Origin of the sequence: Bradyrhizobium yuanmingense (genome assembly GCF_029167105.1) — a bacterium.
GTDB classification, from domain to species: domain Bacteria; phylum Pseudomonadota; class Alphaproteobacteria; order Rhizobiales; family Xanthobacteraceae; genus Bradyrhizobium; species Bradyrhizobium yuanmingense_A.
Genome location: NZ_JARFML010000030.1, coordinates 69433 through 94442 on the forward strand (window position 1 = coordinate 69433; position 25010 = coordinate 94442).

Here is a 25010-nt window from a genome sequence, read left to right on the forward strand (position 1 = left end):
ATGCGACTGGCCTTATGACGAATCCCACGGCCTGATCTGCTCCGCCCATGTCCGCTCCCTCCAACGCCCCACTGCCTGCGCCGGCCAACGGCCGCGACGCGCTGTCGGTGCTGCATTCGGTGTTCGGCCTGCCGGGGTTTCGCGGCGCGCAGGGCGAGATCGTCCGCCACGTCACGGACGGCGGCAATTGCCTGGTCTTGATGCCGACCGGCGGCGGCAAGTCGATGTGCTATCAGCTTCCATCCTTGCTGCGCGAAGGCTGCGGCATCGTGGTCTCGCCGTTGATCGCCCTGATGCGCGACCAGGTCGCCGGCCTGATCGAGGCCGGTGTCAATGCCGCCGCGCTGAACTCGTCGCTGACGCCCCAGGAGGCCTCCGACATCGAGCGCCGCCTGCTTGCCGGCGATCTCGACCTGCTCTATGTCGCGCCGGAACGGCTGGTCACGCCGCGCTGCCTGTCGCTGCTGGCGCAGGCGAAGGTGGCGCTGTTCGCGATCGACGAGGCGCATTGCGTCTCGCAATGGGGCCACGATTTCCGGCCCGAATATGTCGGCCTTTCCGTCATCGCCGAGCGCTTTCCCAACGTGCCGCGCATCGCGCTGACCGCGACCGCAGACGAGCTGACGCGCAAGGAGATCGTCGAGCGGCTTCAGCTGACGGGCGCGCCGCAGTTCGTCTCCAGCTTCGACCGGCCCAACATCCGATACGAGATCGTCGACAAGCGCAATGCGGTGTCGCAGCTGAAGGAATTCATCCGTGAGCGCCACATCGGCGATGCCGGCGTGGTCTATTGCCTGTCCCGCAACCGCGTCGAGGAGGTCGCCGCCGCGCTTGCCGAGGCCGGCATTGCGGCGCTGCCCTATCACGCCGGGCTCGACGGAGCGCTGCGCTCGCGCAACCAGGATCGCTTCCTCAACGAGGACGGCATCGTCATCGTCGCGACCATCGCCTTCGGCATGGGCATCGACAAGCCCGACGTGCGCTTCGTCGCCCATCTCGACCTGCCCAAGAGCATCGAGGCCTATTACCAGGAGACGGGACGCGCCGGTCGTGACGGCAAGCCGTCGACGGCCTGGATGGCCTACGGCCTCTCCGACATCGTGCAGCAGCGCCGCATGATCGACGAATCGGCCGGATCGGAGGATTTCAAGCGGGTCTCGATCGGCAAACTCGATGCGCTGGTCGGCCTCGCCGAGACGCCGCATTGTCGGCGCCGGCGCCTGCTCGCCTATTTCGGCGAGATCGTGATGGGCGAGAGCTGCGGCAATTGCGACAATTGCCTGACGCCGCCCAAGATGCGCGACGGCAAGGTGCTGGCGCAGAAGCTGCTCTCCTGCGTCTATCGCACCGGCCAGCGTTTCGGCGCCATGCATTTGATCGACGTGCTGGTCGGACGCCTGACCGAGAAGGTCACACAGTTCGGTCACGACAAGCTGTCGGTGTTCGGCATCGGCCGCGAGCTCAACGAGAAGCAGTGGCGCACGGTGCTGCGGCAATTGGTGGCGATGGGTCATTTGCGCAGCGACAGCGAAGCCTACGGCGCGCTCAAGCTGACGGAGTCTTCGCGCGGCGTGCTGCGCGGCGAGACCGAGGTCTGGCTGCGCGAGGAGGCGCCCGGCACGCGTGTTCGCGCCAGCCGGGCCACGTCGCGCCGCGGTGACCTCGCGCCCGCGGCGAGCGCGCCGCAAGGCGACGTCGATCCCGAATTGCGCGCGCGGCTGCGCGCCTGGCGGTCAGAGGTCGCGCGCGAACGCGGCGTGCCGGCCTATGTGGTGCTGCACGATGCCACCATCGACGGCATCGTCCGAGCCTGGCCGACGACGCTGGACGAGCTGCGCAACGTGCCGGGGATCGGCGACAAGAAGCTCGAGCACTACGGCGACGAGCTGCTGCAGATCGTCAGGACGCGGTAGGGAGCACCCCCGTCGTCATCCCGGACAAGCGCGCCTCAAGCGCGCGCAGATCCGGGATCCATAACCACAGGGAGAAGTTTGTTGCAGCAGGCTGGCAACCACGAGTCCGCGCCAAACGCCTCCCTGTGGTTATGGGTCCCGGGCTCGCGACTTCCTCGCGCCCCGGGACGACAGCAGTGTATGACGCGCGAGCGCTACGCCCTCACTCACCCGTTCCTGAACGCATACGCATAGCCGTTCAGCGCGGGCGCGCCGCCGAGATGGGCGTAGAGAATCTTCGCGCCCTTCTCGAAATAGCCCTTCTTGGCGAGATCGATCAGGCCCTGCATCGACTTGCCCTCGTAGACGGGGTCGGTGATCATGCCTTCGAGACGCGCGGTGAGGCGGATCGCTTCCTTGGTCTCCTCCGACGGCACGCCATAGGCGGGATAGGCGTAGTCCTCGATCAGCACGACGTCGTCGGCGACGAGATCCTTGCCGAGCTCGACGAGCTTTGCCGTGTTCTGCGCGATCTCGAGCACCTGAGCCTTGGTCTGGGCGGGCGTGAAGGAGGCATCGATGCCGATCACCTTTCGCGCACGGCCGTCCGCCGCAAAGCCGACCAGCATGCCGGCATGGGTGGAACCGGTGACGGTGCAGACGACGATGTAGTCGAACTTGAAGCCGAGCTCGGCTTCCTGCTTGCGCACCTCCTCGGCAAAGCCGACATAGCCGAGGCCGCCAAACTTATGCACGGAGGCACCGGCGGGAATGGCGTAGGGCTTGCCGCCGGCGGCCTTCACTTCCTCGATCGCCTGCTCCCAGCTCTTGCGGATGCCGATATCGAAGCCGTCGTCGACCAGGCGCACGTCGGCGCCCATGATGCGCGAGAGCATGATGTTGCCGACGCGGTCATAGACGGCGTCCTCGTGCGGCACCCAGGCTTCCTGCACCAGGCGGCATTTCATGCCGAGCTTGGCTGCGACCGCCGCGATCATGCGGGTGTGGTTCGATTGCACACCGCCGATCGAGACCAGCGTATCGGCATTGGAGGCGATCGCATCGGGGATAATGTATTCGAGCTTGCGCAGCTTGTTGCCGCCATAGGCGAGACCGGAATTGCAGTCCTCGCGCTTGGCATAGACCTCGACATGGCCGCCGAGATGTTTTGTCAAGCGCTCCAGCTTCTCGATGGGCGTCGGGCCGAAGGTCAGAGGATAGCGCGGAAATTTGTCCAGCTTCATGGGTCATCCCGATTGGCGTTGGTGTTGGCGGATCCCTAGCATTAGGTCGGAAAAATGTGCTCTCGAATATTGCGCCCATATTGGACGGTTTCTTGCGGAAGCTGCGCCAGTTGCTAATACTCCTTTCACAACATCATATATTTATGGAAGCTTCTTTCATGACTGCCCGACTCGACCGCACCGACCTTAAGATCCTGAGATTGCTTCAGAATAACGGTCGGCTCAGCAATGCCGAGCTGGCCGAAACGGTCGCGATCAGCCCCGCCACCTGCCACCGGCGTACCCAGCGCCTGTTCGAGGACGGCTTCATCGCCAATGTCCGCGCCATGGTCGCGCCGAAGAAGGTGGCCAAGGGCACGCTGGTGATGGTCGGGGTCGTGCTCGACCGCTCGACGCCGGAAAGCTTTGCCACCTTCGAGCAGGCCGTTGCAAAACTGAAATTCGTGCTCGACTGCCATCTCGTCGCCGGCGATTTCGATTACTTCCTCAAGATCCGCGTCGGCGACATGGAGGATTTCAACCGCATCCATGGCGAGCAGCTCATCGCGCTGCCCGGCGTGCGCCAGACCCGAACCTTCTTCGTGATGAAGGAAGTCGTCGACAACGCGCCGCTGGAGTTTTGAACGGAAGCGTTTCCCAGCGAAGTGGAAGCCGGTTCGCATCATAAAACACGACAAACAAAATCCAGCGCACTTGATGCGCGATCGGCCTCATGAGAGGTTCACCCGATGCAGACATTCACCTTCCGCCAGCACAACCCGGCCGGGCCGGCCTATCGGCGCGGCTGGGTCGACGAGGCCGTGGCCGCGATCGAGGCCGACCAGTGCCGCACCGCCGACACGCATCTGATCCGGCTGATCGTGCCGGCGCTATCGGGCATCGACATCTATCTGAAGGATGAGTCCACGCATCCGACCGGCAGCCTGAAGCACCGCCTCGCGCGCTCGCTGTTCCTCTATGCGCTCTGCAACGGACACATCCGCGAAGGCACGCCCGTGGTCGAGGCCTCGTCGGGATCGACCGCGGTGTCGGAGGCCTATTTCGCAGAGATGATCGGCGTGCCCTTCTACGCCGTGATGCCGCGCACGACCTCGGCGGAGAAGATCGCCGCGATCGAGCATTATGGCGGCAACTGCCATTTGATCGACGACGGCCGCGCGCTCTATGCGGAAGCCGCCGCGCTCGCCGGCCGGCTGAACGGCCATTACATGGACCAGTTCACCTTTGCCGAGCGCGCCACCGACTGGCGCGGCAACAACAACATCGCCGAATCGATCTTCACACAGTTGCAGGGCGAGCCGCGCCCGCTGCCGGACTGGATCGTGATGGGCGCCGGCACCGGCGGCACCTCGGCCACCATCGGGCGCTATCTGCGCTATCGGCAATATCCGACCCGGCTGTGCGTCGCCGATGTCGAGCATTCTGCCTTCTTCGACTGCTTCCGAACGCAGGACCGCTCCCATGTCTGCGACCGCCCGTCGTTGATCGAGGGCGTCGGCCGGCCGCGTTGCGAACCCTCCTTCGTGCCCGGCGTGGTCGACCGCATGATGAAGATCCCGGATGCGGCGACGATCGCGGCGATGAACGTGCTGTCGCGACGGCTGCGCCGCCCGGTCGGCGGCTCCACCGGAACCAACTTCCTGGCGCTGTGCCGGCTCGCCTCGGAGATGCGCCAGGCGAGCGTCACGGGATCGCTGGTGACGCTGATCTGCGATTCCGGCGAGCGCTATCGGCAGACCTATTACGAACCCGCCTGGCTCGCCGCGCGCGGCCTCGATCCGGCGCCGTTCGAGACGGCGCTGTCGTCGTTCCTCGCCACAGGTGAGCCACTGACAATGGACGTCGACGACGTGGTCAATTCTCAAAGCCTGCAAAACCCCACGGCGTCATAGCCGAGATCTGCCTGGCATTTGCGAAATCGCACGGTCGTCACGGCAACTTCACTTGCCTTGGGCAGACATGCAGGTGACGGTTGCGTCTTCTCAACGAGGAGACCCTACCGTGCGCCTTCCCATTCTCGATCCGAAAGAGCTGACTGACGAACAGAAGCCGCTCTATGACGACATGCGGGCCGGCATCAAGGACCACTTCAAGGGTTTCGTGAACATGCGCGAGGACGGCGCGCTGCTCGGGCCCTGGAATCCCTGGATCCGCGAGCCGCGCTTCGGCAAGCCGGTGTGGGAGCTGGTCAAGGCAATCGCGTCGAACCCGCTGCTGCCCGCGGCCGTACGCGAGGTCGCGATCCTGGTCACCGGCTCGCATTTCCGCTCCGGTTACGAGCTCTATGCCCATGTGCTGGTGGCCGAGCAGCGTGGCCTCTCCGACGAGAAGCTCGCGACCATCGTCGCCGGGCAGCGGCCGGTGGATCTCACCAAGCAGGAAGCCATCGCCTACGACATGGCTTCGGCACTGGTCAGCGGCGGCGTGCTGCCGGAGCTGACCTGGCGTGCGGCCGTGAAGGAATTCGGCGAGCACGGCGCGGCCGAGCTGTCCTATCTCGTCGGCGTCTACTGCATGGTCTCGGTCACGCTCAACACCTTCGACGTGCCGGTGCCCGAGTAGACCCAGCTGCTTCCGTCACTCCGCCGCCTTGTTTGCAGGGGGCGGAGGCATCCAGGCGATGCAGCGATTGCGGCCCTCGGCCTTGGCCTGGTAGAGGGCACGATCGGCCGCGCCCATCAGCGCATCGATGCCGGACATGCTGACTGTGGCCTCCGCGATGCCGATGCTCACGGTGAGACCGAACTGAAGCTTGTCGGCAAAGACCTGCGTGCTCATCACGCGCTTACGGATGCGCTCGGCTACCGTTCTCGCCCGGGACAGGCTGGTTTCCGGCAGCAACACGGCAAATTCCTCGCCGCCGAGACGGCCGACGATGTCCGATTTCCGCTTGCCATCAAGGCAGGCGGCCGCAACCGCCTTGATCGCCGCGTCGCCCACCGCGTGGCCGTAGCGATCGTTGACTGACTTGAAATGATCGATGTCGAGCATCAACACGGAGACTGAGCGATAATAGCGTTGAAAGCGACTCCATTCCGCATCGAGGTTTTCGAGGAAGTGGCGGCGATTGTAGAGGCCGGTGAGCGGATCGGTGGTGGCGAGCGTCTCCAGCATTGCGGCTTTTTGCGTCAGATCGGTGATGTCGACATAGGTCAGCATGCGTCCGCCATCCGCCATCGTGGTGCAATGGGCCCGGATGCGGCGTCCGTCCGGCGTCTGCAGGTCGCGTACGTGATCGCCGGCCTTGACCTCCTCGACGCGCCGCGCCGGAAACTTCGCCAGCTCGTTGTTTGGAAGATTCGGCGCGCTGGCACGATGCAGTCGTCGGACCAGCGAGGAATAGGTCGGCCGTCTCGCCGCCTCGTCCTCGCTGACCTCCCAGAACCGCCGCATCCGTCGGTTCATGAAGGTGGCGTGCAGGTCCGCATCGAGCAGCAGCACTCCATCCTGAACGTTCTCCAAGGCATCCCGCAGCCGCTTCAACTCGTCGGAGGTGCGCACGATGTCGGTGACGGGCGTGTAGGTCAGCATGCGCCCACCGTCGGGCAGCGGCGTGACTTGGACGCGCACGACATCGCCATTGGTCCGGCGCACGTCGATCGGAGTTGGATCGCCCGACGCAATCACGCGGACGCGCTCCGCTATCAGTGCATCGAGGTCGGGGTCCGCCACCTCATAGGCGCCGATATCTCGCCCGTGATGGAGCAGGGTGAGAATGGATGGATGGCTGTCGGCAACCTCGTCGGGCAGGTGCCACATCTGTCGAAACGACCGGTTGATGAGGCGTGCCCTCAGGTGAGAATCGAGCAGCACGATGCCGGTCGGCACATGATCGAGCGCAGCGCGCAGCGCCAGCATCTGGGTGCGCATCAACGCGTCGGACGAGCGTTCCCGCTCCTCGCCGGCTGCTGGCTCGATGCTGTTCGGCTGTTCGAAGGCGACGCCGGCTTGACGATCCGATCGCCAGATCACCCGACAGGTCAGGATCTCGCGCCCCGCGAGCCGGAGCTGGAAGTTCTCGGGTACGCCGAGGCTACTCTCCATCTCGAGCGTCGCGGCCTCCTCGGTGAGCCGGCGTACCACGCAATCGATCGACGACTGGCCGAAATTGAAGAAGATCTTCCCAGCGAGGAACGTCCGTTCCGAAACCAAGCGGGACATTCGCAGCCTCCAAAGCGAACACGATGCGAAAAGCCGGGATAGTTTCGCGCAAGCTTCTTTGCGGCGGTGTAACGCAATCGATGTTCCGGAATGAGGATTAATGATTGGTTGACGCGCGATGCAGAACGCTGTCCGGCCGGCCAAGAGTGCCCGCCGCGCCTGACCGGGAATTCCTTGCGAACGCAGTCAGTTGCGCACGGCGTAGAGCGGCGTTCGCAACGTCAGCTGATAGGACGGTTTCGGCATCCAGGCGATCTGCGCGGTGATGCCGAACAGGCGGTTGTCGTTGTCGTCCATGCGATCGAGGTCGAGCCGCAGGACCGGCTGGGTGAAGGATTCCGCCAGCGTCCGGCCCGCGAGCTGGGCGCCGCCGAACGACTGCATGCCGAGGCGCCCGGTGACCTTCCAGTTGCTCGGCCATTGGTAATAGCCGCCGGCATAGAGGATCGTGTTCGGCCGGATCGTGGCGAACGGGCTGGCGATGGTGGCGGTGGTGTATTGCAGGCCGGCCAGCCAGCCCCGTGTCTCGTCCTCGTCGAGCGCGTAGTCGAATTCAACGATATTGTTGAAGGAGTTGGTCATGCCCTGCTCGTTCGGCACCGACTGCGTCAGGGTCGATTGCAGCGTGACGGTCGGGATCTTGCCGCCATTCTGCTGGTAGAGATCGGCCTGCACGCCGATGTTCCAGCTCGTGATGGCGAAGGACGACCAGCCGCCGCCGATATCCGTGGTCGTGCCGGATACGCCGCCGTAGAGCGACACGCGGTCGCTGACGTCGACGGTCAGCGGCAGGTCGATCGCAATCGATTTCGCGGCCGGCGATCCGTGCGGCAGCGTCGTGCCTCGTTGCGCCGCCAGGGCTTGGAATGCGGCTGACAGCGAGGTGTTGCTGAAGCCGAGCGCGAGCGTGCCTGCGGGGATCGTCGCATAGATGGTGCGGAGATCGAGATAGATGTTCGGGACGGTCGGCTTTGCGGGCTCGTCCTCCTCATCGTCGGCGGCGAGGGCACCGCCTGCCGGGATCGCCAGACACAGCAATCCCGCTGCGGCAGCGCGCAATGCCGGACGACGGGATTGGCTGCGAAGAGTCACGTGACGATCCGATGCGTGGCGACTGAGGGCGAAACACGTGTTAGATGGAACGTGATCGCTCGCTTGGTCAAGCGTCATCCGCAAGCGATGGACGGCGTGGATGTGTGCGGTTACCCTGCCGTAATCGCACTGACGCACTCGCCCGCCACAGTGCAGGCCGACTATGGAGGAGACAGCCATGAACACGTCACGCCGCATCCTGCTCACCGGTCTGGCGGGACTCGCCGTTGTTCCGACCGCTGCGGCGGCTGCACCCGCGGCCGCATCCGGTGAAGTGACGGTCGCGGAAGAGCGCTTCGCGCGCACGATTGCGGCGGCGCATGCGCCCGACCTCGCCTGCGCATGGCAGGCGGAGCGTTATGCGGACGCGCACTGGCCGGAATATGTCGCGGCAGCGCGCGCGGTGATCGGCGCCCGCGCGTGATTGAGCGCTGTCACCTCTTCACCGCCCGCCGCACCTGCTCGCCGATCTGCGACAGAACGAGCTGTGCCTGTGGCAGGATTGCGCCCATGACGTGGAAATTATGGACCATGCCATCGTGGCAGACATGCTCGACCGCCACCCCCGCGGCGAGCAGCTTGCGGGCATAGGCATTGCCCTCGTCGCGCATCGGGTCGTACTCGGCGGTGTGGATGATCGCGGTCGGCAGGCCCGCAAGGCGTGTCGCGCGCAAGGGGGAGATGCGGGGATCGGCCGTATCGATGCCGTCAGGCAGATAATCGGAAAGATCGGCTTCGATTGTGACGCGATCGATCAGATGGCCCTCGGCAAAGGCCTCGCGCGAAGGCGAGGTCTCCTCGAAATCCAGCACCGGGCAGATCAGGCACTGCGCGGCGATGGCGAGGCCGGCGGTCTGCGCCGCATTCTGGCACACGATCGCCGCGAGTGTGGCGCCGGCGGAATCGCCGCCGACCACCAGGCGGTCGGCGTCGATGCCGAGCGATGCCGCCTCGCGCGCCACCCATTCGGTGGCGGCGATCGCGTCGTCGACCGCGGCGGGGAATCTGTGCTCCGGCGCGAGCCGGTAATCGACCGACACGAGGCGGCAGCCGGTGGCATGCGCCAGCGCCGCGGCGATGCGCTCATGCGTGGCAATGCTCCCGGCGACGAGCCCGCCGCCATGAAAGAACACGAAGCCTGGTGCGGGCGCTTCAGTGCCTGCCGGCGTGTAGAGGCGATAGGGCAGCTCGCCGCCGGGACCGGGCAGCTTGCCGTCGGATGTCGTCACATCCGGCGCCTCGGCCCGGGCGAACTGCATCAGCTTTGCCAGCGATTGCCGCCGCACCTCCACACTCGGCCGGCTCCGCGCCTGCGGCGCAGCCGCAGCCATCATGGTCAACAAACGCTTTGCCAGCGGATCGAGCGGCATCGATCTTTCCTTCCTCTCACAGAAGTGAGCGTAACTCACGAAACGCCCGCAGCAAATCGTTTAGAAATTGGGACGATAGTGCCGGATCGTTCGAAAAGGAGGCCAGTCATGGCCGAGATCAAGAAGCCCATCGACTATTCGTCGAGCTGGACCTTCTTCGAGGGCAAATGGCACGAGGGCAACGTGCCGATCATGGGGCCGCGCACCCATGCGGCTTGGCTCGGGTCCGTCGTGTTCGACGGCGCCCGCGCGTTTGAGGGCGTCGCACCGGATCTCGATCGTCACGTCGCCCGCGCCAATCAATCCGCGATCAGTTTCGGCCTGAAGCCGGTGGTCGATACCGACACCTGGCTGACGCTCGCGAACGAAGGCATCGCGCGCTTTGCCGGAAATGCCGAGCTCTATATCCGTCCGATGTATTGGGCGCAAAACGGAAGCGGCGGCGGCGTGCTGTTCGACCCCGAGACCACCAATTGGTGCCTGTGCATCTACGAAGCGCCGATGCCAAAACCCGTCGGTAACGCCATCACCCTGTCGCCGTTTCGCAGGCCGACGGCCGAATGCGCGCCGGTCGAAGCCAAGGCCGCCTGCCTCTACCCGAACAATTCGCGCGCGCTCGCCGAAGCTGCGTCGCGCGGCTTCCAGAACGCGCTGATGCTCGACATGCTCGGCAACGTCGCCGAGTTCGGCAATTCCAACGTGTTCATGGCCAGGGACGGCGTGGTGTTCACGCCGGCGCCGAACGGCACCTTCCTCAACGGCATCACGCGCCAGCGCGTCATCAGCCTGCTTCGCGCCGACGGCGTCACCGTGGTCGAGAAGACGCTGCGCTACGCCGATTTCTTGGCCGCCGACGAGATCTTTTCGACCGGCAATTTCGCCAAGGTCGCGCCCGTGATCCGCATCGACGAGCGCGAGCTGAAGCCGGGCCCGTTCTACGCCAAGGCGCGCAAGCTCTACTGGGACTTTGCGCATGCCGTGAAGATGGCGGCGTAGGAGCCAGTCCCTCCGTCATTGCGAGCGCAGCGAAGCAATCCAGAGTCTTTCCGCGGCGGCAGTCTGGATTGCTTCGCTGCGCTCGCAATGACGAGTTTGTGGATCGTGCGGGCGCCGCTCACGAGCCGCGCCGCCGAAACCGGCTGAACTGAAACGCCTGCGTCGACTGCCACGGGGTGTGGTGCGTCTCGCTGCGCGTCTCGATCAGTTCAAATTCCGGCCCGAGCTCCGCCGCAAGGCTCGTGCTGTCGTGGCGCTGCACCGGCAGGCCGCTGCATTTCTCGGGACCATCGGGTGCAAACGTCGCGACGATGACGTGGCCGCCAGGTTTGACCGCTCTCCGCAGGCGCTGCACGTAAGCCGCCCTGTCGCGCGGGTCAGTCAGGAAGTGAAACGCTGCGCGATCGTGCCAGACATCATAGGTCCTGGCCGGACGCCATGTCGTGGCATCGGCAACGATCCAGTCGACCGTCGAAGCGGCCTGACCGATGCGCTTCTTCGCGGCCTCGAGTGCATTGGCAGAAAGATCCAGCACGGCGACGTCGCGATATCCGTCCTGCAAGAGCTCATCGACGAGGCGCGATGCGCCGCCACCGACATCGATGATGGCCGTGTCGCGATCGGAGCCGGCTGCGCGAATCATCGCGAGCGAGGTCGCGGGGCTATCTTGATGCCAGCTGACCTCGGTCTCGCCCTTGGTGGCGTAGACATGGTCCCAATGCGTGCTTCGGTCAGACATGGCTCGCCCTCCCGCATACAGGGGCCGGCGCGAATGAAAGACTATTCGTCCTTCTTCGACATCCGCTCGAGGCGCTCCTGCATTTCCTTCATCTGCTGGCGCAGCTCGTCGATGTTGCTGTCCTTTGGCGCCTCGGCATTCGCATCGGGCTCCGGCTCGGGGCTGGCGGCCGGGCGGGGCGCTGCGAACGGCTTGAACATCGAGAAGGTCTGCTGGAACAGCTCCATGTTGCGGCGGACTTGCTCCTCCAACGGAGCAAAAGGAGTGCCGGACAGCGTATTGGCGATCTGCTTGCGGAACTTCTCCTGCTCCTGGGTCAGGGTCGCGATCGACTGCTCCAGATATTTCGGCACCACCATCTGCATGCTGTCGCCATAGAAGCGGATCAGCTGGCGAAGGAAGGTGGTCGGCAACAGGTTCTGGCCGGCCTTGTTCTCCTGCTCGAAGATGATCTGGGCGAGCACGGAGCGGGTGATGTCGTCGCCGGTCTTGGCGTCATAGACCAGGAAGTCTTCGCCGTCCTTGACCATCGCGGCGAGGTCTTCGAGCGTCACATAGGTGCTCGTTCCGGTGTTATAGAGCCGGCGGTTCGCGTATTTCTTGATTGTGGTGGGTTGGTCTGATTTCGCCATGGGCTCTCACTTGCAAACGCGGAGAACGGGAACCTGTCGGGCAATGCCGCAGGGCGGGAAGAGTACGCAACGCAACAAAATAAGCATTTTCAAAGGGCTCACGCTACCGTTTTGTGCGGCACGGTTAATTGCAGAGCAAAATCCTGCTTGCGAAAACGCCAAGAACGCTATTTTGAATGCGCTGCGGTATGAATTCGGGCCCCGGCCGATTGACATGCCTCAACGACGTTAACAGGATGGCTGACGAGACTGGCGATCGCTTTCCAGCCCCGCCTGCCCCTTCACAAGAACCTCAAGCCCCAGGAGATGCCCATGTCAGACGATGTCGTCATCGTCAGCGCCGCCCGCACCCCGGTCGGAAGCTTCAACGGAGCGTTCGCGACCCTTCCCGCCCATGACCTTGGCGCCATCGCCATCAAGGCCGCGCTGGAGCGCGCCGGCATCGAGCCCGGCCGGGTCTCCGAAGTGATCATGGGTCAGATCCTGACCGCCGCCCAAGGCCAGAACCCGGCCCGCCAGGCGTCGATCGGCGCCGGCATTCCGGTGGAGAGCCCGGCCTGGGGCGTCAATCAGCTGTGCGGCTCGGGCCTGCGCACGGTTGCGCTCGGCTATCAGGCGCTGCTCAACGGCGATTCCGAGATCGTGGTCGCCGGCGGGCAGGAATCGATGAGCATGGCCCCGCACGCCCAGCACCTGCGCGGCGGCGTCAAGATGGGCGGCCTGGAGCTGGTCGACACCATGATCAAGGACGGCCTGTGGGATGCCTTCAACGGCTACCACATGGGCAACACCGCCGAGAACGTCGCGCGGCAATGGCAGATCACCCGCGCCCAGCAGGACGAGTTCGCCGTGGCCTCGCAGCAGAAGGCCGAGGCGGCGCAGAAGGCCGGCAAGTTCAACGACGAGATCGTCCCCGTCACCATCAAGACCCGCAAGGGCGACGTCGTCGTCAGCGCTGACGAATATCCGCGCCATGGCGCCACGCTCGACGCGATGGCCAAGCTCAAGCCCGCCTTCGAGAAAGATGGCACGGTGACCGCGGGCTCGGCCTCGGGCATCAACGACGGCGCTGCCGCCGTGGTTCTGATGACCGCCAAGCAGGCCGCCAAGGAAGGCAAGAAGCCGCTGGCGCGGATCGTGTCCTGGGCGCAGGCCGGCGTCGATCCGAAGATCATGGGCTCGGGCCCGATCCCGGCCTCGCGCGCCGCGCTGAAGAAGGCTGGCTGGAGCGTCGGCGATCTCGATTTGATCGAGGCCAACGAAGCCTTCGCGGCACAGGCCTGCGCGGTCAACAAGGACCTCGGCTGGGACACCTCCAAGGTCAACGTCAACGGCGGTGCGATCGCGATCGGCCATCCGGTCGGCGCGTCCGGCGCACGCGTGCTGGTGACGCTGCTGCACGAAATGCAGAAGCGCGATTCGAAGAAGGGCCTGGCCACGCTGTGCATCGGCGGCGGCATGGGTATCGCGATGTGTGTGGCGCGCGACTGACGACCTTACACGCGGCTGACGGGTGCGCCGCACACGTCAGCGCGTGCGTTGCACGCGATTAAAAAGGCAGCGGTTGCAAATCAAATATTCTTCGCAACCCGACAAGCCTCGACTAAAGAAAAACGCCCGGCTCGATGCCGGGCGTTTTGTTCTTGATGTCCGTCAAACCAACCGCATAATCCGTAGCTAAAAAGCGATCACGTCAGAAAAGTCCGAAGCGTCCAAGGAAGAGGGAAGGAATACGACATGGCACGTGTTGCATTGGTGACGGGTGGTACGCGGGGCATCGGTGCTGCGATCAGCAAGGCGCTGAAGGCCGCCGGCTACAAGGTTGCGGCGAGCTATGCCGGCAACGACGCGGCGGCGGAGAAATTCAAGGCCGAGACCGGCATTGCGGTTTACAAGTGGGACGTCAGCAGTTTCGAGGCTTGCGCCGAGGGCGTGAAGAAGGTCGAGGCCGAGGTCGGCCCGGTCGACGTGCTGGTCAACAATGCCGGCATCACCAGGGACGGTGCCTTCCACAAGATGAGCCTCGAGCAGTGGAACGCCGTGATCGGCACCAATCTGGGCTCGCTGTTCAACATGTCGCGCCAGGTGATCGAAGGCATGCGCGGGCGCAAGTTCGGACGCATCATCAACATTTCCTCGATCAACGGCCAGAAGGGCCAGTTCGGACAGGTCAACTACTCCGCAGCGAAAGCCGGCGAGATCGGCTTCACCAAGGCCCTGGCGCTGGAGAACGCCAAGGGCGGCATCACCGTGAACGCGATCTGTCCCGGCTACATCAATACCGAGATGGTGCAGGCAGTGCCGAAGGACGTGCTGGAGAAGGCGATCCTGCCGCTGATTCCGATCGGCCGTCTCGGCGAGCCCGAAGAGATCGCGCGTGCCGTCGTGTTCCTCGCCGCGGATGAAGCCGGCGCCATCACCGGCTCGACGCTGTCGGTCAACGGCGGCCAGTACATGGTGTGATGCGATCGCATCACGCAGGCTGATATTGTCCACATCGTCATGCCCGGGCTTGTCCCGGGCATCCACGGCCTTACAACAGCCGTCGCCACGGAAGGACGTGGATGGCCGGGACAAGCCCGGCCATGACGGAAACATTGGGCCAATGACTCCCCGCACTGCCACGCTGATCGGTCTGACCGCGATCCTGATGTGGTCGCTGCTGTCGGTGATGACGGTGGCGACCGGAAAGATCCCGGCGTTTCAGCTCGCTGCGATGACCTTCGCGATCGGCGGTGTCGTCGGCCTGCTCACCTGGATTGGGCGGAGCGAGGCGGCGAGAAGCTTGCGGCAACCGCTCGCCGTCTGGATCGTCGGCGTCGGCGGCCTGTTCGGCTATCACGCGCTGTATTTCCTCGCGCTGCGCTTCGCCCCGCCGACCGAAGCCGGCCTTCTGAATTACCTGTGGCCGCTCTTGATCGTGCTCTTCTCGTCCTTCCTGCCGGGCGAGCGGCTGGCAGCGCATCACATCATCGGCGCCGTGCTCGGCCTCGTCGGCACGGTGCTGCTGTTCGCCGGCAACACCAGCGGTTTTGCGCCTGGAGCTGTGCCGGGTCTCATCGCGGCCTTCATCGCGGCGTTCGTCTGGGCGACCTATTCGGTGCTGTCGCGCCGGTTGAAAGCGGTGCCGACCGATGCGGTCGCGGGCTTCTGTCTTGCCACGGCAATATTGGCCGCGCTGATGCATGGCCTGCTTGAAACCACGGTCTGGCCGGAGACCACGGTGCAATGGCTCTCGGTCATCGCACTCGGCATCGGCCCGGTCGGCGCCGCGTTCTACGCCTGGGACATCGGCATGAAGCGCGGCGACATCCGTGTGCTCGGCGCCGCCTCCTACGCGACGCCATTGCTCTCGACGGGATTCCTCATCGCTGCCGGTTTCGCCAAGGCCAGCGCCAACATCGCCCTTGCTGCGGTCCTCATTGCCGGGGGCGGCCTGATCGCGGCCAAGGACATGGTGCTGCGGAAGCGATGATTGGAGCGGAGCTACGGCTCCCAGCCGGGCGGCGCGAGCTCGAAGCCTGCGAACTCGAATGCGGGCGCCACGGTGCAGCCGACCAGCGTCCACTCGCCGGTGGTTTCCGCCATCTGCCAGGCCAGCGCAGGCACGATCGCCTGCGGCCGCTCGCCGCCGACGAGGTCGGAGCCTAGCCGCACCTCGTGCTGCGAGCAGCCGTCATGGGCGATGCGCAGCATCAAGGGGCTGCCGGCGTAATAGTGCCACGTCTCCACCGCGTCGACGCGATGCCAGTGCGAACGCTCGCCGCGCGCGAGCAGGAAGTAGATCAGCGTCGAGCGCGAACGCCCGTTGGCATCCGTGCCCTGGTCGCGAAACGTCTCGCGATAATGCCCGCCTTCCGGATGCGGGCGGAGTTCGAGCCGTGCGATGATCTCGGCTGCGGTCGGCATCGATCCTCGTCGGGATGTGTGCTTCAGGACTTGTGCTTCAAGATTTGTTCTTGCGCTCGCGCAGCTCGCCGAACACCGCAGCGGGATCCGCGCCCTTCATGTGCAGCTTGGCCGCGACCGCCGGCTCGTCGGCGCGTAGGAACACGTTGGCACGCTTCTCCTCGCCGAGCAGGGAGGGAATGGTCGGCTTGTTCTCGGCGCGCAGCTTCGTCACCTCCGCGGCGCGCGCCTGAAGCGCCGCGTTGTCCGGCTCGATCGTGAGCGCGAACTTGACGTTGGACGCGGTGTATTCGTGGCCGCAATAGAGCTTGAAGTCGTCGGGCAGGGCGCGCAGCTTCAGCAGGGAATCCCACATCATCGGATAGGTGCCCTCGAACACGCGGCCGCAGCCGATCGAGAACAGCGTGTCGGCGGCGAACACCGTCTTCTCATTGTCGAACACGTAGGAGATGTGGTCGAGCGTGTGGCCGGGCGTCTCCACCACACGCGCCAGCAGATTGCCGATCTTGACCACGTCGGCATTGGCGACGCGCTGGTCGACGTTGGCGATTTTCGTGGTCTTGTCGTGCGGCGCGACGACGCGGCAATTGTATTTCTGCTTGAGCTCGGCGACCCCGCCGACGTGATCGCCATGATGATGGGTGATCAGGATGTCGGTGAGCTGCCAGCCCTCGCGCTCCAGGGCCTTGAGGATCGGGCCGGCCTCCGGCGCGTCGATCGAGGCCGTCGCTTTGGTTTCCACATCGTGGATCAGATAACCGAAATTGTCGTTTAAACAGTTGAAAGTACGAATTTCGGCGGCCATGTCATCTCCATCGCGCTCAGCCCCGCCAGACAAATATGGCGTTAACGTTGCGCAGGCAATGCAATATTCCGCGCGCAGCGGCGCCCTGGCGCATGTTACATTGCGGTCATGACCATCGACGTCGTCGACCTCCGCGAGTTCTATTCCCGCCGCCTCGGCATCGTGGCGCGGCAAATGATCAATCGCGGCATCAGGGAGCGCTGGCCCAACGCCGAGGGCCAGCGCGTGCTCGGCGTCGGCTATCCCACACCCTATCTGGGGCTGTTCCGCGAGGACGCCGAGCGCTGCCTCGCCTTCATGCCGGCGGCGCAGGGTGTCCTGAAATGGCCGACGGGACGGCCCGCGCTGGCCTCGCTGGTGGATGAGTTCTCGCTGCCGCTTCCCGACGCCGCGGTCGACCGCATTCTCCTGGTGCACGCGCTGGAGATGTCGGACGATCCGGCCGCGTTGCTGCGCGAGGTGTGGCGCGTGCTGTCGCCCTCTGGGCGCGTCATCGCCGTGATCCCGAACCGGCGTGGGGTGTGGACCCGCACCGACAGCACGCCGTTCGGCCATGGCCGGCCCTATTCGCGCTCGCAGATCACCGAGCTGTTGCGCCAGACCTGGTTCACGCCGACCGCCTGGGGCGAGGCGCTGTTCATGCCGCCCTATGCCGGCGGCTGGGTGTTGAAATCGGCCCAGATGTGGGAGCGTGCCGGTGCGGCGCTGTCACTGCCTTTTGCCGGCGTCCACATCGTGGAGGCGACCAAGCAGGTCTACCGCGCGATCCCCGCCAAGCGCGAGCGGGCGCGGCTGATTCCCTCGCTCGCCAAGCCCGTGCTGGTGCCGTCCTCGACGACGGTGACGCGCAGTTAGCTTCACCTCTTTCTTCGGGAGAGGTGGGTCTGTGCCCGGCCAACGCACAGCGTCAAAAGCAAATCGTCCCGGCGAGGCCGGGACGATTCGAGTCGGAAAGTCAGAAGAGCTTACTCGCCCGGGGCGACTTCGTCGCTGGAAGCAACCGGAGCGGCTTCACGCTCCGGGCGCGGGCCATGCGGCCGGCGCCGCCGGCGCGGATAGCGCTCGCCGCCACCGCCGCCCTCAAAGCCGCCCTGAGTGCCGTTCACCTGCGGCTGCGCGCCGGTGATGAAGGAGGGCAGGCGGTCGACGCCGCCATCGGCGATGACAGGCTGCGGCTGGTTGGCGGGTTGCGGCTGATATTGCGGCTGCGGACGGTGATCGCGTTCGCGGTGCTCGCGCGGCTGCTGATTTTCGCGCTGATAGGGCGGCTGGTTGTCGCGCGGCTGGTGATGATCGCGCTGGCCGTCGCGGTCGCGCATGAAGGGCTGCGGCTGGGGCTGCGGGACGAAGCCGGGCTCCTGGCCGAAGGCCGAGAAATTCTCACCGTCGTCCTCGCCCTCGTCGCTGCTGGCGATGGGCTCATCGCCGCGCGGCTGCTGGTTCTGACGGAACTGTTCCTGAGCCGCCGCGATCAGGCGGAAATAATGCTCGGCGTGCTGGTAGTAGTTCTCGGCTGCAACGGGATCGCCGGAGGAGCGCGCGTCACGTGCAAGCTGGAGATACTTTTCGGCGATGTGCGAAGCGGTGCCGCGAATCTTGATGTCGGGTCCGTTGGATTCGTAGACCCGGGTCATCGGGTTCTGGCCGCGCCGGTTGTTGTTGTTGTTATTGTTGTTGCGGTTGCGCATCCGCTGCTTGTTTTGACCGTTTCTCATGTCCTGCCTTTAATTCCAGCCCTAAAGGTTGCACGCATTACTGATTGCTAGGAGTGACCTGGTGACAGTGGCTCACATGTCTTGCGCGCACCGCGCAAAAGCGGATCCAACCCTGCCGATGTTCGTCGACCGTCGCGTTCAACAAAGACGCGTTCCCCACCCGCCAGCATCCATTGCCAGCGAACCCATTCATTTCGCCTGCCGAAACAAGCCCAGCTTTCTTGCGTAAGTGTTCAGGCGCAATATCAGGCTTTCGTTCACTTTGCGGTCGGAGAGAGCAGCGCAGCTCCACTGGCCATCGCGCTCAACAGGACCTGCGGCTTGGAACCTTCAAATCAGTAAAGCTCTCGCCCGAGAGCCCGGCTTTCGCCCGTAGGTCTACGGGGCCGGCACCGATGTGTTGACCGGAACGTAGTCGTTCCCACGGGATATTCCAAGTGGTTTTTGCAGGCCAATCCGGCTTTTATGGGGGCATTTTTCGGGCCGAAACGGCCCGCGGAATGCCCGCCAAGTCGGCCTTGGGTGACCTCTCCAGCGATAACGCGGCGGCCCTCATCAAGGTTTCAATATTTTGGGCCTGGCCCTGTCCGGCCTCGACGACCAGGGCGCCGCCGGGGGCGAGCCGCTCGCTCGCCTGCGGGATCAGGGCGCGATAGGCGTCGTATCCGTCATTGCCGCCGTCGAGCGCCAGATGCGGATCGTGCTCGCGCACCTCGATGCTCAATTTCGGAATTTCAGCCGAGGGAATATAGGGTGGATTCGACACGATGAGGTCGAACGGGCCACCGAGCGCCGCGGCGTAGGAGCAGGCGACGAAGGCGGCGCGGTCGGCGAGTCCCAGCGCCGCGGCATTGTCCCTGGCGGTTATGAGCGCGTTCTGGCTGAGATCGGTGCCGACGCCGAACGCATCGGGGATTTCGTGCAGCAGCGCGAGCAGGATCGCGCCCGATCCGGTGCCGATGTCGGCGATACGCGGCGGGTGAGATGCCTGCCGCTCGCGGAGAATCTCGAGCGCAAGCTCGACCACGGTCTCGGTATCGGGGCGCGGGACCAGGGTTGCTTCCGACAGGCGGAACGGCAGGCCCCAGAATTCGCGCGTCCCGAGAATGCGCGACACCGGCTCGCCGGCGATGCGGCGCTGTGCATGTTGCGCGAGCCGCGATGCTTCGGCCGCGGTCAGGAGACGGGCCGCCTGCGTGACCAGGCCGGTGAGGTCGAGGCCGAGTGCCGCACTGATCAGGATGCGCGCGTCGAGCTCGGCTTCGTCGAGCTGTGCCGATCTCAGTTGCGCAGCCAGCGTCCGCCGCGCGCTCTCGATGGATTGTCCGGTGAAGGGGTTGCTCACGCCTCAGGCCGCCGCGCCTTGCGCAGCGAGCTGTGCGGCCTGGTGCTCCGTCGTCAGTGCGTCGATCAGTTCGCCGAGCGCTTCGCCCGCGATCACCTGCGGCAGCTTGTAGAGCGTGAGGTTGATGCGATGATCAGTGACGCGTCCTTGCGGAAAATTGTAGGTGCGGATGCGCTCGGAGCGGTCGCCGGAGCCGACCTTCTCCTTGCGCTCGGCCGAGCGCGCCGCCTCGACGCGTTGCCGCTCGGCGTCATAGATGCGCGAGCGCAGGATGTTCATGGCGGAGGCGCGATTCTTGTGCTGCGAGCGGCTGTCCTGCATCATCACCACGATGCCGGTCGGGATGTGGGTGATGCGGATCGCCGATTCCGTCTTGTTGACGTGCTGGCCACCGGCGCCCCCTGCGCGCATCGTCTCGATGCGCAGGTCGTCGTTCTTGATGTCGACGTCGACGTCCTCGACTTCGGGCAGCACCGCGACCGTCGCCGCCGAGGTGTGGATGCGCCCCTGAGTCTCGGTGTCGGGCACGCGCTGGACGCGGTGCACGCCGGATTCGAATTTCAGCTTGGAGAATGCGCCGCGGCCCTGGATCTCGGCGATGATTTCCTTGTAGCCGCCGACGGTGCCTTCACTGGCGGAGATCACCTCGACCTTCCAGCCCTGCAAGCTGGCGAAGCGCTCGTACATCCGGAACAGGTCGCCGGCGAACAGCGAAGCCTCGTCGCCGCCGGTGCCGGCGCGGATTTCCAGCATGACGTTGCGATCGTCCATGGCGTCCTTGGGCAGGAGCGCGACGCGGATCTTCTGGACCAGTTCCTCGATTTTCGGCGCGAGCTCGTCGCGTTCGGCTTCCGCCATGCCGCGCATCTCGGCATCGGTGGCGGGATCGGCGATCAACGCCTCGGTGTCGGCGAGCTCCTTGACGGCGGCGCGATAGGCCTTCACTGCCTCGATCAGCGGCGTGAGCTCGGCGAGCTCGCGCGTGATCTGCACGTAGCGCTCGGAGGCGAGCTGTCCGAGCGATTCGGCCTCGAGCGAGGCGTGATGCGCGAGCAGGACGTCCAGTTTGGCTTCGGGGAGTGACGACATCGGTTCAGTCTCAAAGGGCGGAAGGAGGCGAGGGCGGCGGAAAGCGGACGACAGGCCCGCTACAACGCAAGGCCCTCGGCCTCGGCAAATTCCGTCAGCTTCTGCCGGATCGAGACGCTGCCCGCGGGCGCATCCAGCAGAGGGCCCAGCATCGCTTCGGCCTTCTTGGCGTCGAGGTCGAGCACCATCGCCTTGACCGGGCCGAGCGCGGTCGCCGAGAGCGAGAGCGAGCGGTAGCCCAGCGCAATCAGCGCCAGTGCGCCGATCGGCTTGGAGGCCATCTCGCCGCAGAGCGAGAGCGACTTCTGCGCGGCGTGCGCCTTGCGCGCGATGTCACGCAGCGCGCGCAGGATCGGTGCCGACATGGTGTCGAAGCGCTCGGAGACCTTGGCGTTGCCGCGGTCGACCGCGAACAGGAATTGGAACAGATCGTTGGAGCCGACCGAGATGAAATCGACCTTCTTCAGGAGCTCGTCGAGCTGGTAGAGCAGCGCGGGGACCTCGACCATGGTGCCGATGTCGATTCGTTCAGGCAGCGTGTGGCCGTGCTGGCGGAGGTATGTGAGCTCGCGTTCGACCAGCGCCTTGGCCGAGTCGAATTCGGCGACCTCCGAGATCATCGGGAACATGATGCGCAGCGCGCGGCCGCCGCCGGCGCGCAGCAGCGCGCGGATCTGGCCGCGCAGCAGGCCGGGACGATCGAGCCCGAGCCGGATCGCGCGCCAGCCGAGCGCGGGGTTTTCCTCGATCACCGCTTCCATATAGGGCAGCGCCTTGTCGCCGCCGATATCGAGCGTGCGGAAGGTGACGGGCTTAGGTCCGGCGGCATCGAGCACGGTGCGATAGAGCGCGAGCTGGTCGCTGGTGCGCGGCAGGCTCTGACCGACCATGAATTGCAGCTCGGTGCGGAACAGGCCGATGCCGGCGCTGCCGGTGTCCTCGATATGCGGCAGGTCGATCGCAAGACCTGCGTTGATCATCAGCTCGACCTTCTGGCCGTCCCTGGTGACGCAGGGCCGGTCGCGCAGCGCCAGGTACTGCGCCTGGCGGCGGGCGCGGAAGCGCACGCGCTCGGCGAAGGCCGCCTCGATCTCCTGCGACGGGCGCACATAGATCGAGCCCGAGGTGCCGTCGACGATGATGGCGTCGCCGGGATCGGCGATTCCAGGCGCGTTCGGCACCTCGCCGACCGCAGGGATGCCCAGCGCCCGCGCCACGATCGAGACGTGCGAGTTCGCGGTGCCTTCCTCCAGCACAATGCCGCGCAGGCGCTTGCGGTCGTAGTCGAGCAGCGCCGCCGGGCCCATCGCGCGGGCGATGACGATGGCGTTGTCGGGCAGCTGCTCGCGCGAGGGCGCATGATCCTGGCCGACCAGCTGTCGCATCAGGCGGTAGCCGAGATCTTCCAGGTCATGCAGCCGGTCGCGCAAATAGGGGTCGGTCGAGCGCAGCATGCGCGCGCGGGTGTCGGACTGGACGCGCTCGACCGCGGCTTCCGCGGTGAGGCCGGTCGCGACCGCCTCGTGCAGCTTGTGCGACCAGCCCTGGTCGTTGGCGAACATGCGGTAGGCTTCCAGCACCTCACGGTGCTCGCCGCCTTCGGCGACGTCGCCGCGCTCCAGCATGCGGTCGAGATCGGCACGCAGCTTGGCGAGCGCGGTATCGAGCCGCTTGATCTCCTTCGGCAGGTCTTCGGCGATGTAATCCTTGATGACGACGCGCGGCTCGTGCAGCACGACATGGCCGAGCGCGATGCCCTCCGACAGGATGGCGCCGACCTTCTGCGCCGAATGGCGCGCCGCCGGCTCCTGGCCCGGCTGCGCCAGCGCGGACAGTTCGCCGGAGGCGATCAGCTCGGCCAGCACCATCGCGGTGGTCTGGAGCGCCTCGAGCTCCTCCTCGACATAATTGCGCTTGGCGCGATTCTGCACCACCAGCACGCCGAGCGTATTGCCGGCGCGCAGGATCGGCACGCCGAGGAAAGAATGGTAGATTTCTTCGCCGGTCTCGGGCCGGAACGAGAAGGCCGGGTGGCTCTGCGCGTCGCTCAAATTGAGCGGCGTCGCCTCGCTGGCGACGAGGCCGACCAGGCCCTCATGGGCGCTGAGCACGGTGTGGTGCACCGCTTCGCGGTTGAGACCTTCGGTGGCGTAGAGCTCGAGCGTGTTGTCGATGCGCAGCACGTAGACCGAGCACACCTCGGCCACCATGTTGGCGGCGATCAGCACCACGATCTTGTCCAGCCGCTCCTGGGCCGAGACCTGCTCCGCCATGGTCTCGCGGAGCCGTCTCAACAAGACGCGGGGACCTCCCGACGCGCTCCGCATGAACCGTCAATCTCCTCCCTCGGCCGGGCCCGGCGATATCGGCCGGCGGCTGGACCAAAATTCCAGAAAAACAACCAAATTGTTTGTCCGGCGCAGGCACAAGCCCAAAATCCACGGGAGATTGAGCGCTCGTACCGAATCAGCGCCGCCTGAACTGGGACACAGTCTGCGGCAGCCCACCCTGTCCGCCGTATAGCGAATTGAGGCTTGTTTTGCCAAGCAAAACGCCTGCCAAACGCGAAGGTGTGTACACCTTCGCGTTTGCTGCGACCGCTAAGAGAAAATTAGCCTTTTGGCATGGCCCGGAAAAGTGCGAAGCAGTTTTCCGGCAAGACCATCAGGCCTGATCGAGACCGTAAAGCGTGTGCAAGGTGCGCACCGCAAGCTCGGTATAGGCGGTGTCGATCAAGACCGAAAATTTGATCTCGGAGGTTGTAATGGCCCGAATGTTGATGTTCCGTCCGGCGAGCGCCGAGAACGCCTGGGCGGCGACGCCGGCATGGCTGCGCATGCCGCTGCCGATCACCGAGATCTTGGCGACATCGGTGGCGGTATCGAGCCGCGCATAGCCGATCTTGGCCTTGGCCGCGGTAATCGTATCCTTGGCGCGGGTGAAGTCCGCGGCCGGCACGGTGAAGGTGAGGTCGGTGGTTTTGCCGTCCTCGGACACATTCTGCACGATCATGTCGACGTTGATATTGGCATCAGCCAGCGGGCCGAAGATCGAGGCCGCAACGCCGGGCTTATCCTCGATCTGGCGCACCGAGATCTGAGCCTCGTCCTTGGAGAACGCGATACCGGTGACGACGTGGCTTTCCATGATCTCCTCCTCGCTGCAGATCAGCGTGCCGGGCGGCTGGTTGGCATGCGGGTCGATATCCTCGGGCTTATCAAAGCTCGAGCGGACGAAGATCGGCATGTTGTGAACCATGCCGAGTTCCACCGAGCGGACCTGGAGCACCTTGGCGCCCTGCGAGGCCAGTTCCAGCATGTCTTCGAACGCGATCTTGTCGAGCCTCTTGGCCTTCGGCACGATTCGCGGATCGGTGGTGTAGACGCCGTCGACGTCGGTGTAGATGTCGCAGCGGTCGGCCTTGACGGCGGCGGCGATCGCCACGGCCGAGGTGTCGGAGCCGCCACGGCCGAGCGTGGTGATGCGACCCGTCTCGGGGTTGATGCCCTGGAAGCCGGCGATGACCGCGACCTCCTTTCGGTCCTTGAAGCGCTTGACGATCTCGCTGCCGTCGATGTCCTCGATCCGGGCCGAGGCATGGGCGTCGCTGGTCTTGATCGGGATCTGCCAGCCCTGCCAAGAGCGGGCCTGGATGCCCATGCCCTGGAGCACGATGGCAAGAAGGCCGGAGGTCACCTGTTCGCCCGAGGCGACCACGGCGTCATATTCGCGCGCGTCGTGCATCGGCGAGGCCTCGGTGCACCAGGCGACCAGCTCGTTGGTCTTGCCGGCCATCGCCGAGACGACCACGGCCACTTCGTGGCCGGCATCAACCTCACGCTTCACATGGCGTGCGACGTTGCGGATACGTTCGATGTTGGCGACGGACGTGCCGCCGAATTTCATCACGAGGCGGCTCATGACGACGCGTGCATTCCTTCATAAGGATCAGTATGGTGACCCGCACTGGACGGGTGCCCACCGACCGCGCGTATACAGAGCGGAGGGGCCGGGGGCAAGC

Annotated in this window: 23 protein-coding genes; 10 read left to right on the forward strand and 13 right to left on the reverse strand. The window is 65.2% G+C overall.

The features are described from left to right. Window positions 1-47: 47 nt before the first annotated feature. Complete coding sequence (gene recQ / locus P0R31_RS30645) at window positions 48-1913, forward strand: DNA helicase RecQ (protein WP_275518231.1); 1866 nt, start codon at window positions 48-50, stop codon at window positions 1911-1913. 206 nt (window positions 1914-2119) lie between these two features. On the opposite strand, the gene P0R31_RS30650 is transcribed toward recQ, so the two are convergent. Then, window positions 2120-3136, reverse strand: coding sequence for a 1-aminocyclopropane-1-carboxylate deaminase (locus P0R31_RS30650; RefSeq protein ID WP_275518233.1), 1017 nt, complete (start codon window positions 3134-3136; stop codon window positions 2120-2122). A 158-nt stretch (window positions 3137-3294) separates the two neighbouring features. Between P0R31_RS30650 and P0R31_RS30655 the strand changes: the two genes are divergently transcribed. The 3 genes from P0R31_RS30655 to P0R31_RS30665 all read left to right on the forward strand — a co-directional run bounded on the left by P0R31_RS30655 (window position 3295) and on the right by P0R31_RS30665 (window position 5698). Then, window positions 3295-3759 (forward strand): Lrp/AsnC family transcriptional regulator, encoded by a 465-nt coding sequence (locus P0R31_RS30655; RefSeq protein WP_036042641.1) that lies wholly within the window; start codon window positions 3295-3297, stop codon window positions 3757-3759. Between the two features lie 105 nt (window positions 3760-3864). Then, window positions 3865-5028 (forward strand): PLP-dependent cysteine synthase family protein, encoded by a 1164-nt coding sequence (locus P0R31_RS30660; RefSeq protein WP_275518234.1) that lies wholly within the window; start codon window positions 3865-3867, stop codon window positions 5026-5028. 109 nt (window positions 5029-5137) lie between these two features. After that, window positions 5138-5698, forward strand: coding sequence for a carboxymuconolactone decarboxylase family protein (locus P0R31_RS30665; protein WP_275518235.1), 561 nt, complete (start codon window positions 5138-5140; stop codon window positions 5696-5698). A 15-nt stretch (window positions 5699-5713) separates the two neighbouring features. Here P0R31_RS30665 and P0R31_RS30670 read toward each other — a convergent pair whose 3' ends face one another. Together P0R31_RS30670 and P0R31_RS30675 are read right to left on the reverse strand one after the other, a co-directional pair. After that, window positions 5714-7297 (reverse strand): sensor domain-containing diguanylate cyclase, encoded by a 1584-nt coding sequence (locus P0R31_RS30670; RefSeq protein ID WP_275518237.1) that lies wholly within the window; start codon window positions 7295-7297, stop codon window positions 5714-5716. 186 nt (window positions 7298-7483) lie between these two features. Beyond that, window positions 7484-8356, reverse strand: a complete 873-nt coding sequence (locus P0R31_RS30675) for a hypothetical protein (RefSeq protein ID WP_275518266.1) — start codon at window positions 8354-8356, stop codon at window positions 7484-7486. Between the two features lie 211 nt (window positions 8357-8567). Here P0R31_RS30675 and P0R31_RS30680 point away from each other — a divergent pair, with 211 nt between their 5' ends. Continuing rightward, on the forward strand, window positions 8568-8813 hold the full coding sequence (locus tag P0R31_RS30680; protein WP_275518238.1) for a hypothetical protein: 246 nt from the start codon (window positions 8568-8570) through the stop codon (window positions 8811-8813). 10 nt (window positions 8814-8823) lie between these two features. Here P0R31_RS30680 and P0R31_RS30685 read toward each other — a convergent pair whose 3' ends face one another. Then, complete coding sequence (locus P0R31_RS30685) at window positions 8824-9759, reverse strand: alpha/beta hydrolase (protein ID WP_275518239.1); 936 nt, start codon at window positions 9757-9759, stop codon at window positions 8824-8826. Between the two features lie 108 nt (window positions 9760-9867). On the opposite strand from P0R31_RS30685, the gene P0R31_RS30690 reads away from it, so the two are divergent. After that, entirely contained in the window at window positions 9868-10755 is an 888-nt protein-coding gene (locus P0R31_RS30690) for a branched-chain amino acid aminotransferase (RefSeq protein WP_275518241.1), read from the forward strand. 118 nt (window positions 10756-10873) lie between these two features. Here P0R31_RS30690 and P0R31_RS30695 read toward each other — a convergent pair whose 3' ends face one another. Together P0R31_RS30695 and phaR are read right to left on the reverse strand one after the other, a co-directional pair. After that, on the reverse strand, window positions 10874-11494 hold the full coding sequence (locus tag P0R31_RS30695; protein ID WP_275518242.1) for a class I SAM-dependent methyltransferase: 621 nt from the start codon (window positions 11492-11494) through the stop codon (window positions 10874-10876). Window positions 11495-11535: 41 nt separating this feature from the next. Continuing rightward, window positions 11536-12126, reverse strand: a complete 591-nt coding sequence (phaR, locus tag P0R31_RS30700; RefSeq protein WP_036014750.1) for a polyhydroxyalkanoate synthesis repressor PhaR — start codon at window positions 12124-12126, stop codon at window positions 11536-11538. Window positions 12127-12438: 312 nt separating this feature from the next. On the opposite strand from phaR, the gene P0R31_RS30705 reads away from it, so the two are divergent. From P0R31_RS30705 to yddG, 3 genes are all read left to right on the forward strand, one after another. Continuing rightward, window positions 12439-13617, forward strand: a complete 1179-nt coding sequence (locus tag P0R31_RS30705; RefSeq protein WP_275518245.1) for an acetyl-CoA C-acetyltransferase — start codon at window positions 12439-12441, stop codon at window positions 13615-13617. A 246-nt stretch (window positions 13618-13863) separates the two neighbouring features. Further along, complete coding sequence (gene phbB / locus P0R31_RS30710) at window positions 13864-14589, forward strand: acetoacetyl-CoA reductase (RefSeq protein ID WP_157287490.1); 726 nt, start codon at window positions 13864-13866, stop codon at window positions 14587-14589. Window positions 14590-14731: 142 nt separating this feature from the next. Further along, window positions 14732-15601, forward strand: coding sequence for an aromatic amino acid exporter YddG (gene yddG / locus P0R31_RS30715; protein WP_275518247.1), 870 nt, complete (start codon window positions 14732-14734; stop codon window positions 15599-15601). 11 nt (window positions 15602-15612) lie between these two features. Here the strand turns inward: yddG and P0R31_RS30720 are convergent, their stop codons facing one another. After that, a complete protein-coding gene (locus tag P0R31_RS30720) occupies window positions 15613-16035 on the reverse strand; it encodes a cupin domain-containing protein (protein WP_275518248.1) in 423 nt (140 codons plus the stop codon). Window positions 16036-16072: 37 nt separating this feature from the next. Further along, entirely contained in the window at window positions 16073-16840 is a 768-nt protein-coding gene (gene gloB, locus P0R31_RS30725; protein ID WP_036042630.1) for a hydroxyacylglutathione hydrolase, read from the reverse strand. A gap of 108 nt (window positions 16841-16948) precedes the next feature. Here gloB and P0R31_RS30730 point away from each other — a divergent pair, with 108 nt between their 5' ends. Then, window positions 16949-17695, forward strand: a complete 747-nt coding sequence (locus P0R31_RS30730; protein ID WP_275518250.1) for a methyltransferase domain-containing protein — start codon at window positions 16949-16951, stop codon at window positions 17693-17695. A 110-nt stretch (window positions 17696-17805) separates the two neighbouring features. On the opposite strand, the gene P0R31_RS30735 is transcribed toward P0R31_RS30730, so the two are convergent. From P0R31_RS30735 to P0R31_RS30755, 5 genes are all read right to left on the reverse strand, one after another. Beyond that, the gene (locus P0R31_RS30735; RefSeq protein WP_275518251.1) at window positions 17806-18555 is read right to left on the reverse strand and encodes a DUF4167 domain-containing protein; all 750 of its coding nucleotides are present in this window, start codon (window positions 18553-18555) and stop codon (window positions 17806-17808) included. 463 nt (window positions 18556-19018) lie between these two features. Then, entirely contained in the window at window positions 19019-19900 is an 882-nt protein-coding gene (gene prmC, locus P0R31_RS30740) for a peptide chain release factor N(5)-glutamine methyltransferase (protein ID WP_275518252.1), read from the reverse strand. A 3-nt stretch (window positions 19901-19903) separates the two neighbouring features. Then, window positions 19904-20989 (reverse strand): peptide chain release factor 1, encoded by a 1086-nt coding sequence (prfA, locus tag P0R31_RS30745; RefSeq protein ID WP_275518254.1) that lies wholly within the window; start codon window positions 20987-20989, stop codon window positions 19904-19906. Between the two features lie 59 nt (window positions 20990-21048). Further along, complete coding sequence (ptsP, locus tag P0R31_RS30750; protein WP_275518256.1) at window positions 21049-23316, reverse strand: phosphoenolpyruvate--protein phosphotransferase; 2268 nt, start codon at window positions 23314-23316, stop codon at window positions 21049-21051. Between the two features lie 337 nt (window positions 23317-23653). After that, window positions 23654-24910: an aspartate kinase gene (locus P0R31_RS30755; protein ID WP_275518257.1), complete on the reverse strand. Its 1257-nt coding sequence runs from the start codon at window positions 24908-24910 to the stop codon at window positions 23654-23656. Between the last annotated feature and the right edge of the window lie 100 nt (window positions 24911-25010).

Bases quoted from the DNA above. Each gene is read 5' to 3' on its own strand.
- recQ (WP_275518231.1), top strand. From the start codon at position 48: ATGTCCGCTCCCTCCAACGCCCCACTGCCTGCGCCGGCCAACGGCCGC.
- P0R31_RS30650 (WP_275518233.1), bottom strand. From the start codon at position 3,136: ATGAAGCTGGACAAATTTCCGCGCTATCCTCTGACCTTCGGCCCGACG.
- P0R31_RS30655 (WP_036042641.1), top strand. From the start codon at position 3,295: ATGACTGCCCGACTCGACCGCACCGACCTTAAGATCCTGAGATTGCTT.
- P0R31_RS30660 (WP_275518234.1), top strand. From the start codon at position 3,865: ATGCAGACATTCACCTTCCGCCAGCACAACCCGGCCGGGCCGGCCTAT.
- P0R31_RS30670 (WP_275518237.1), bottom strand. From the start codon at position 7,297: ATGTCCCGCTTGGTTTCGGAACGGACGTTCCTCGCTGGGAAGATCTTC.
- P0R31_RS30680 (WP_275518238.1), top strand. From the start codon at position 8,568: ATGAACACGTCACGCCGCATCCTGCTCACCGGTCTGGCGGGACTCGCC.
- P0R31_RS30685 (WP_275518239.1), bottom strand. From the start codon at position 9,759: ATGCCGCTCGATCCGCTGGCAAAGCGTTTGTTGACCATGATGGCTGCG.
- P0R31_RS30690 (WP_275518241.1), top strand. From the start codon at position 9,868: ATGGCCGAGATCAAGAAGCCCATCGACTATTCGTCGAGCTGGACCTTC.
- P0R31_RS30695 (WP_275518242.1), bottom strand. From the start codon at position 11,494: ATGTCTGACCGAAGCACGCATTGGGACCATGTCTACGCCACCAAGGGC.
- phaR (WP_036014750.1), bottom strand. From the start codon at position 12,126: ATGGCGAAATCAGACCAACCCACCACAATCAAGAAATACGCGAACCGC.
- P0R31_RS30705 (WP_275518245.1), top strand. From the start codon at position 12,439: ATGTCAGACGATGTCGTCATCGTCAGCGCCGCCCGCACCCCGGTCGGA.
- phbB (WP_157287490.1), top strand. From the start codon at position 13,864: ATGGCACGTGTTGCATTGGTGACGGGTGGTACGCGGGGCATCGGTGCT.
- yddG (WP_275518247.1), top strand. From the start codon at position 14,732: ATGACTCCCCGCACTGCCACGCTGATCGGTCTGACCGCGATCCTGATG.
- P0R31_RS30720 (WP_275518248.1), bottom strand. From the start codon at position 16,035: ATGCCGACCGCAGCCGAGATCATCGCACGGCTCGAACTCCGCCCGCAT.
- gloB (WP_036042630.1), bottom strand. From the start codon at position 16,840: ATGGCCGCCGAAATTCGTACTTTCAACTGTTTAAACGACAATTTCGGT.
- P0R31_RS30730 (WP_275518250.1), top strand. From the start codon at position 16,949: ATGACCATCGACGTCGTCGACCTCCGCGAGTTCTATTCCCGCCGCCTC.
- P0R31_RS30735 (WP_275518251.1), bottom strand. From the start codon at position 18,555: ATGAGAAACGGTCAAAACAAGCAGCGGATGCGCAACCGCAACAACAAT.
- prfA (WP_275518254.1), bottom strand. From the start codon at position 20,989: ATGTCGTCACTCCCCGAAGCCAAACTGGACGTCCTGCTCGCGCATCAC.
- ptsP (WP_275518256.1), bottom strand. From the start codon at position 23,316: ATGCGGAGCGCGTCGGGAGGTCCCCGCGTCTTGTTGAGACGGCTCCGC.
- P0R31_RS30755 (WP_275518257.1), bottom strand. From the start codon at position 24,910: ATGAGCCGCCTCGTGATGAAATTCGGCGGCACGTCCGTCGCCAACATC.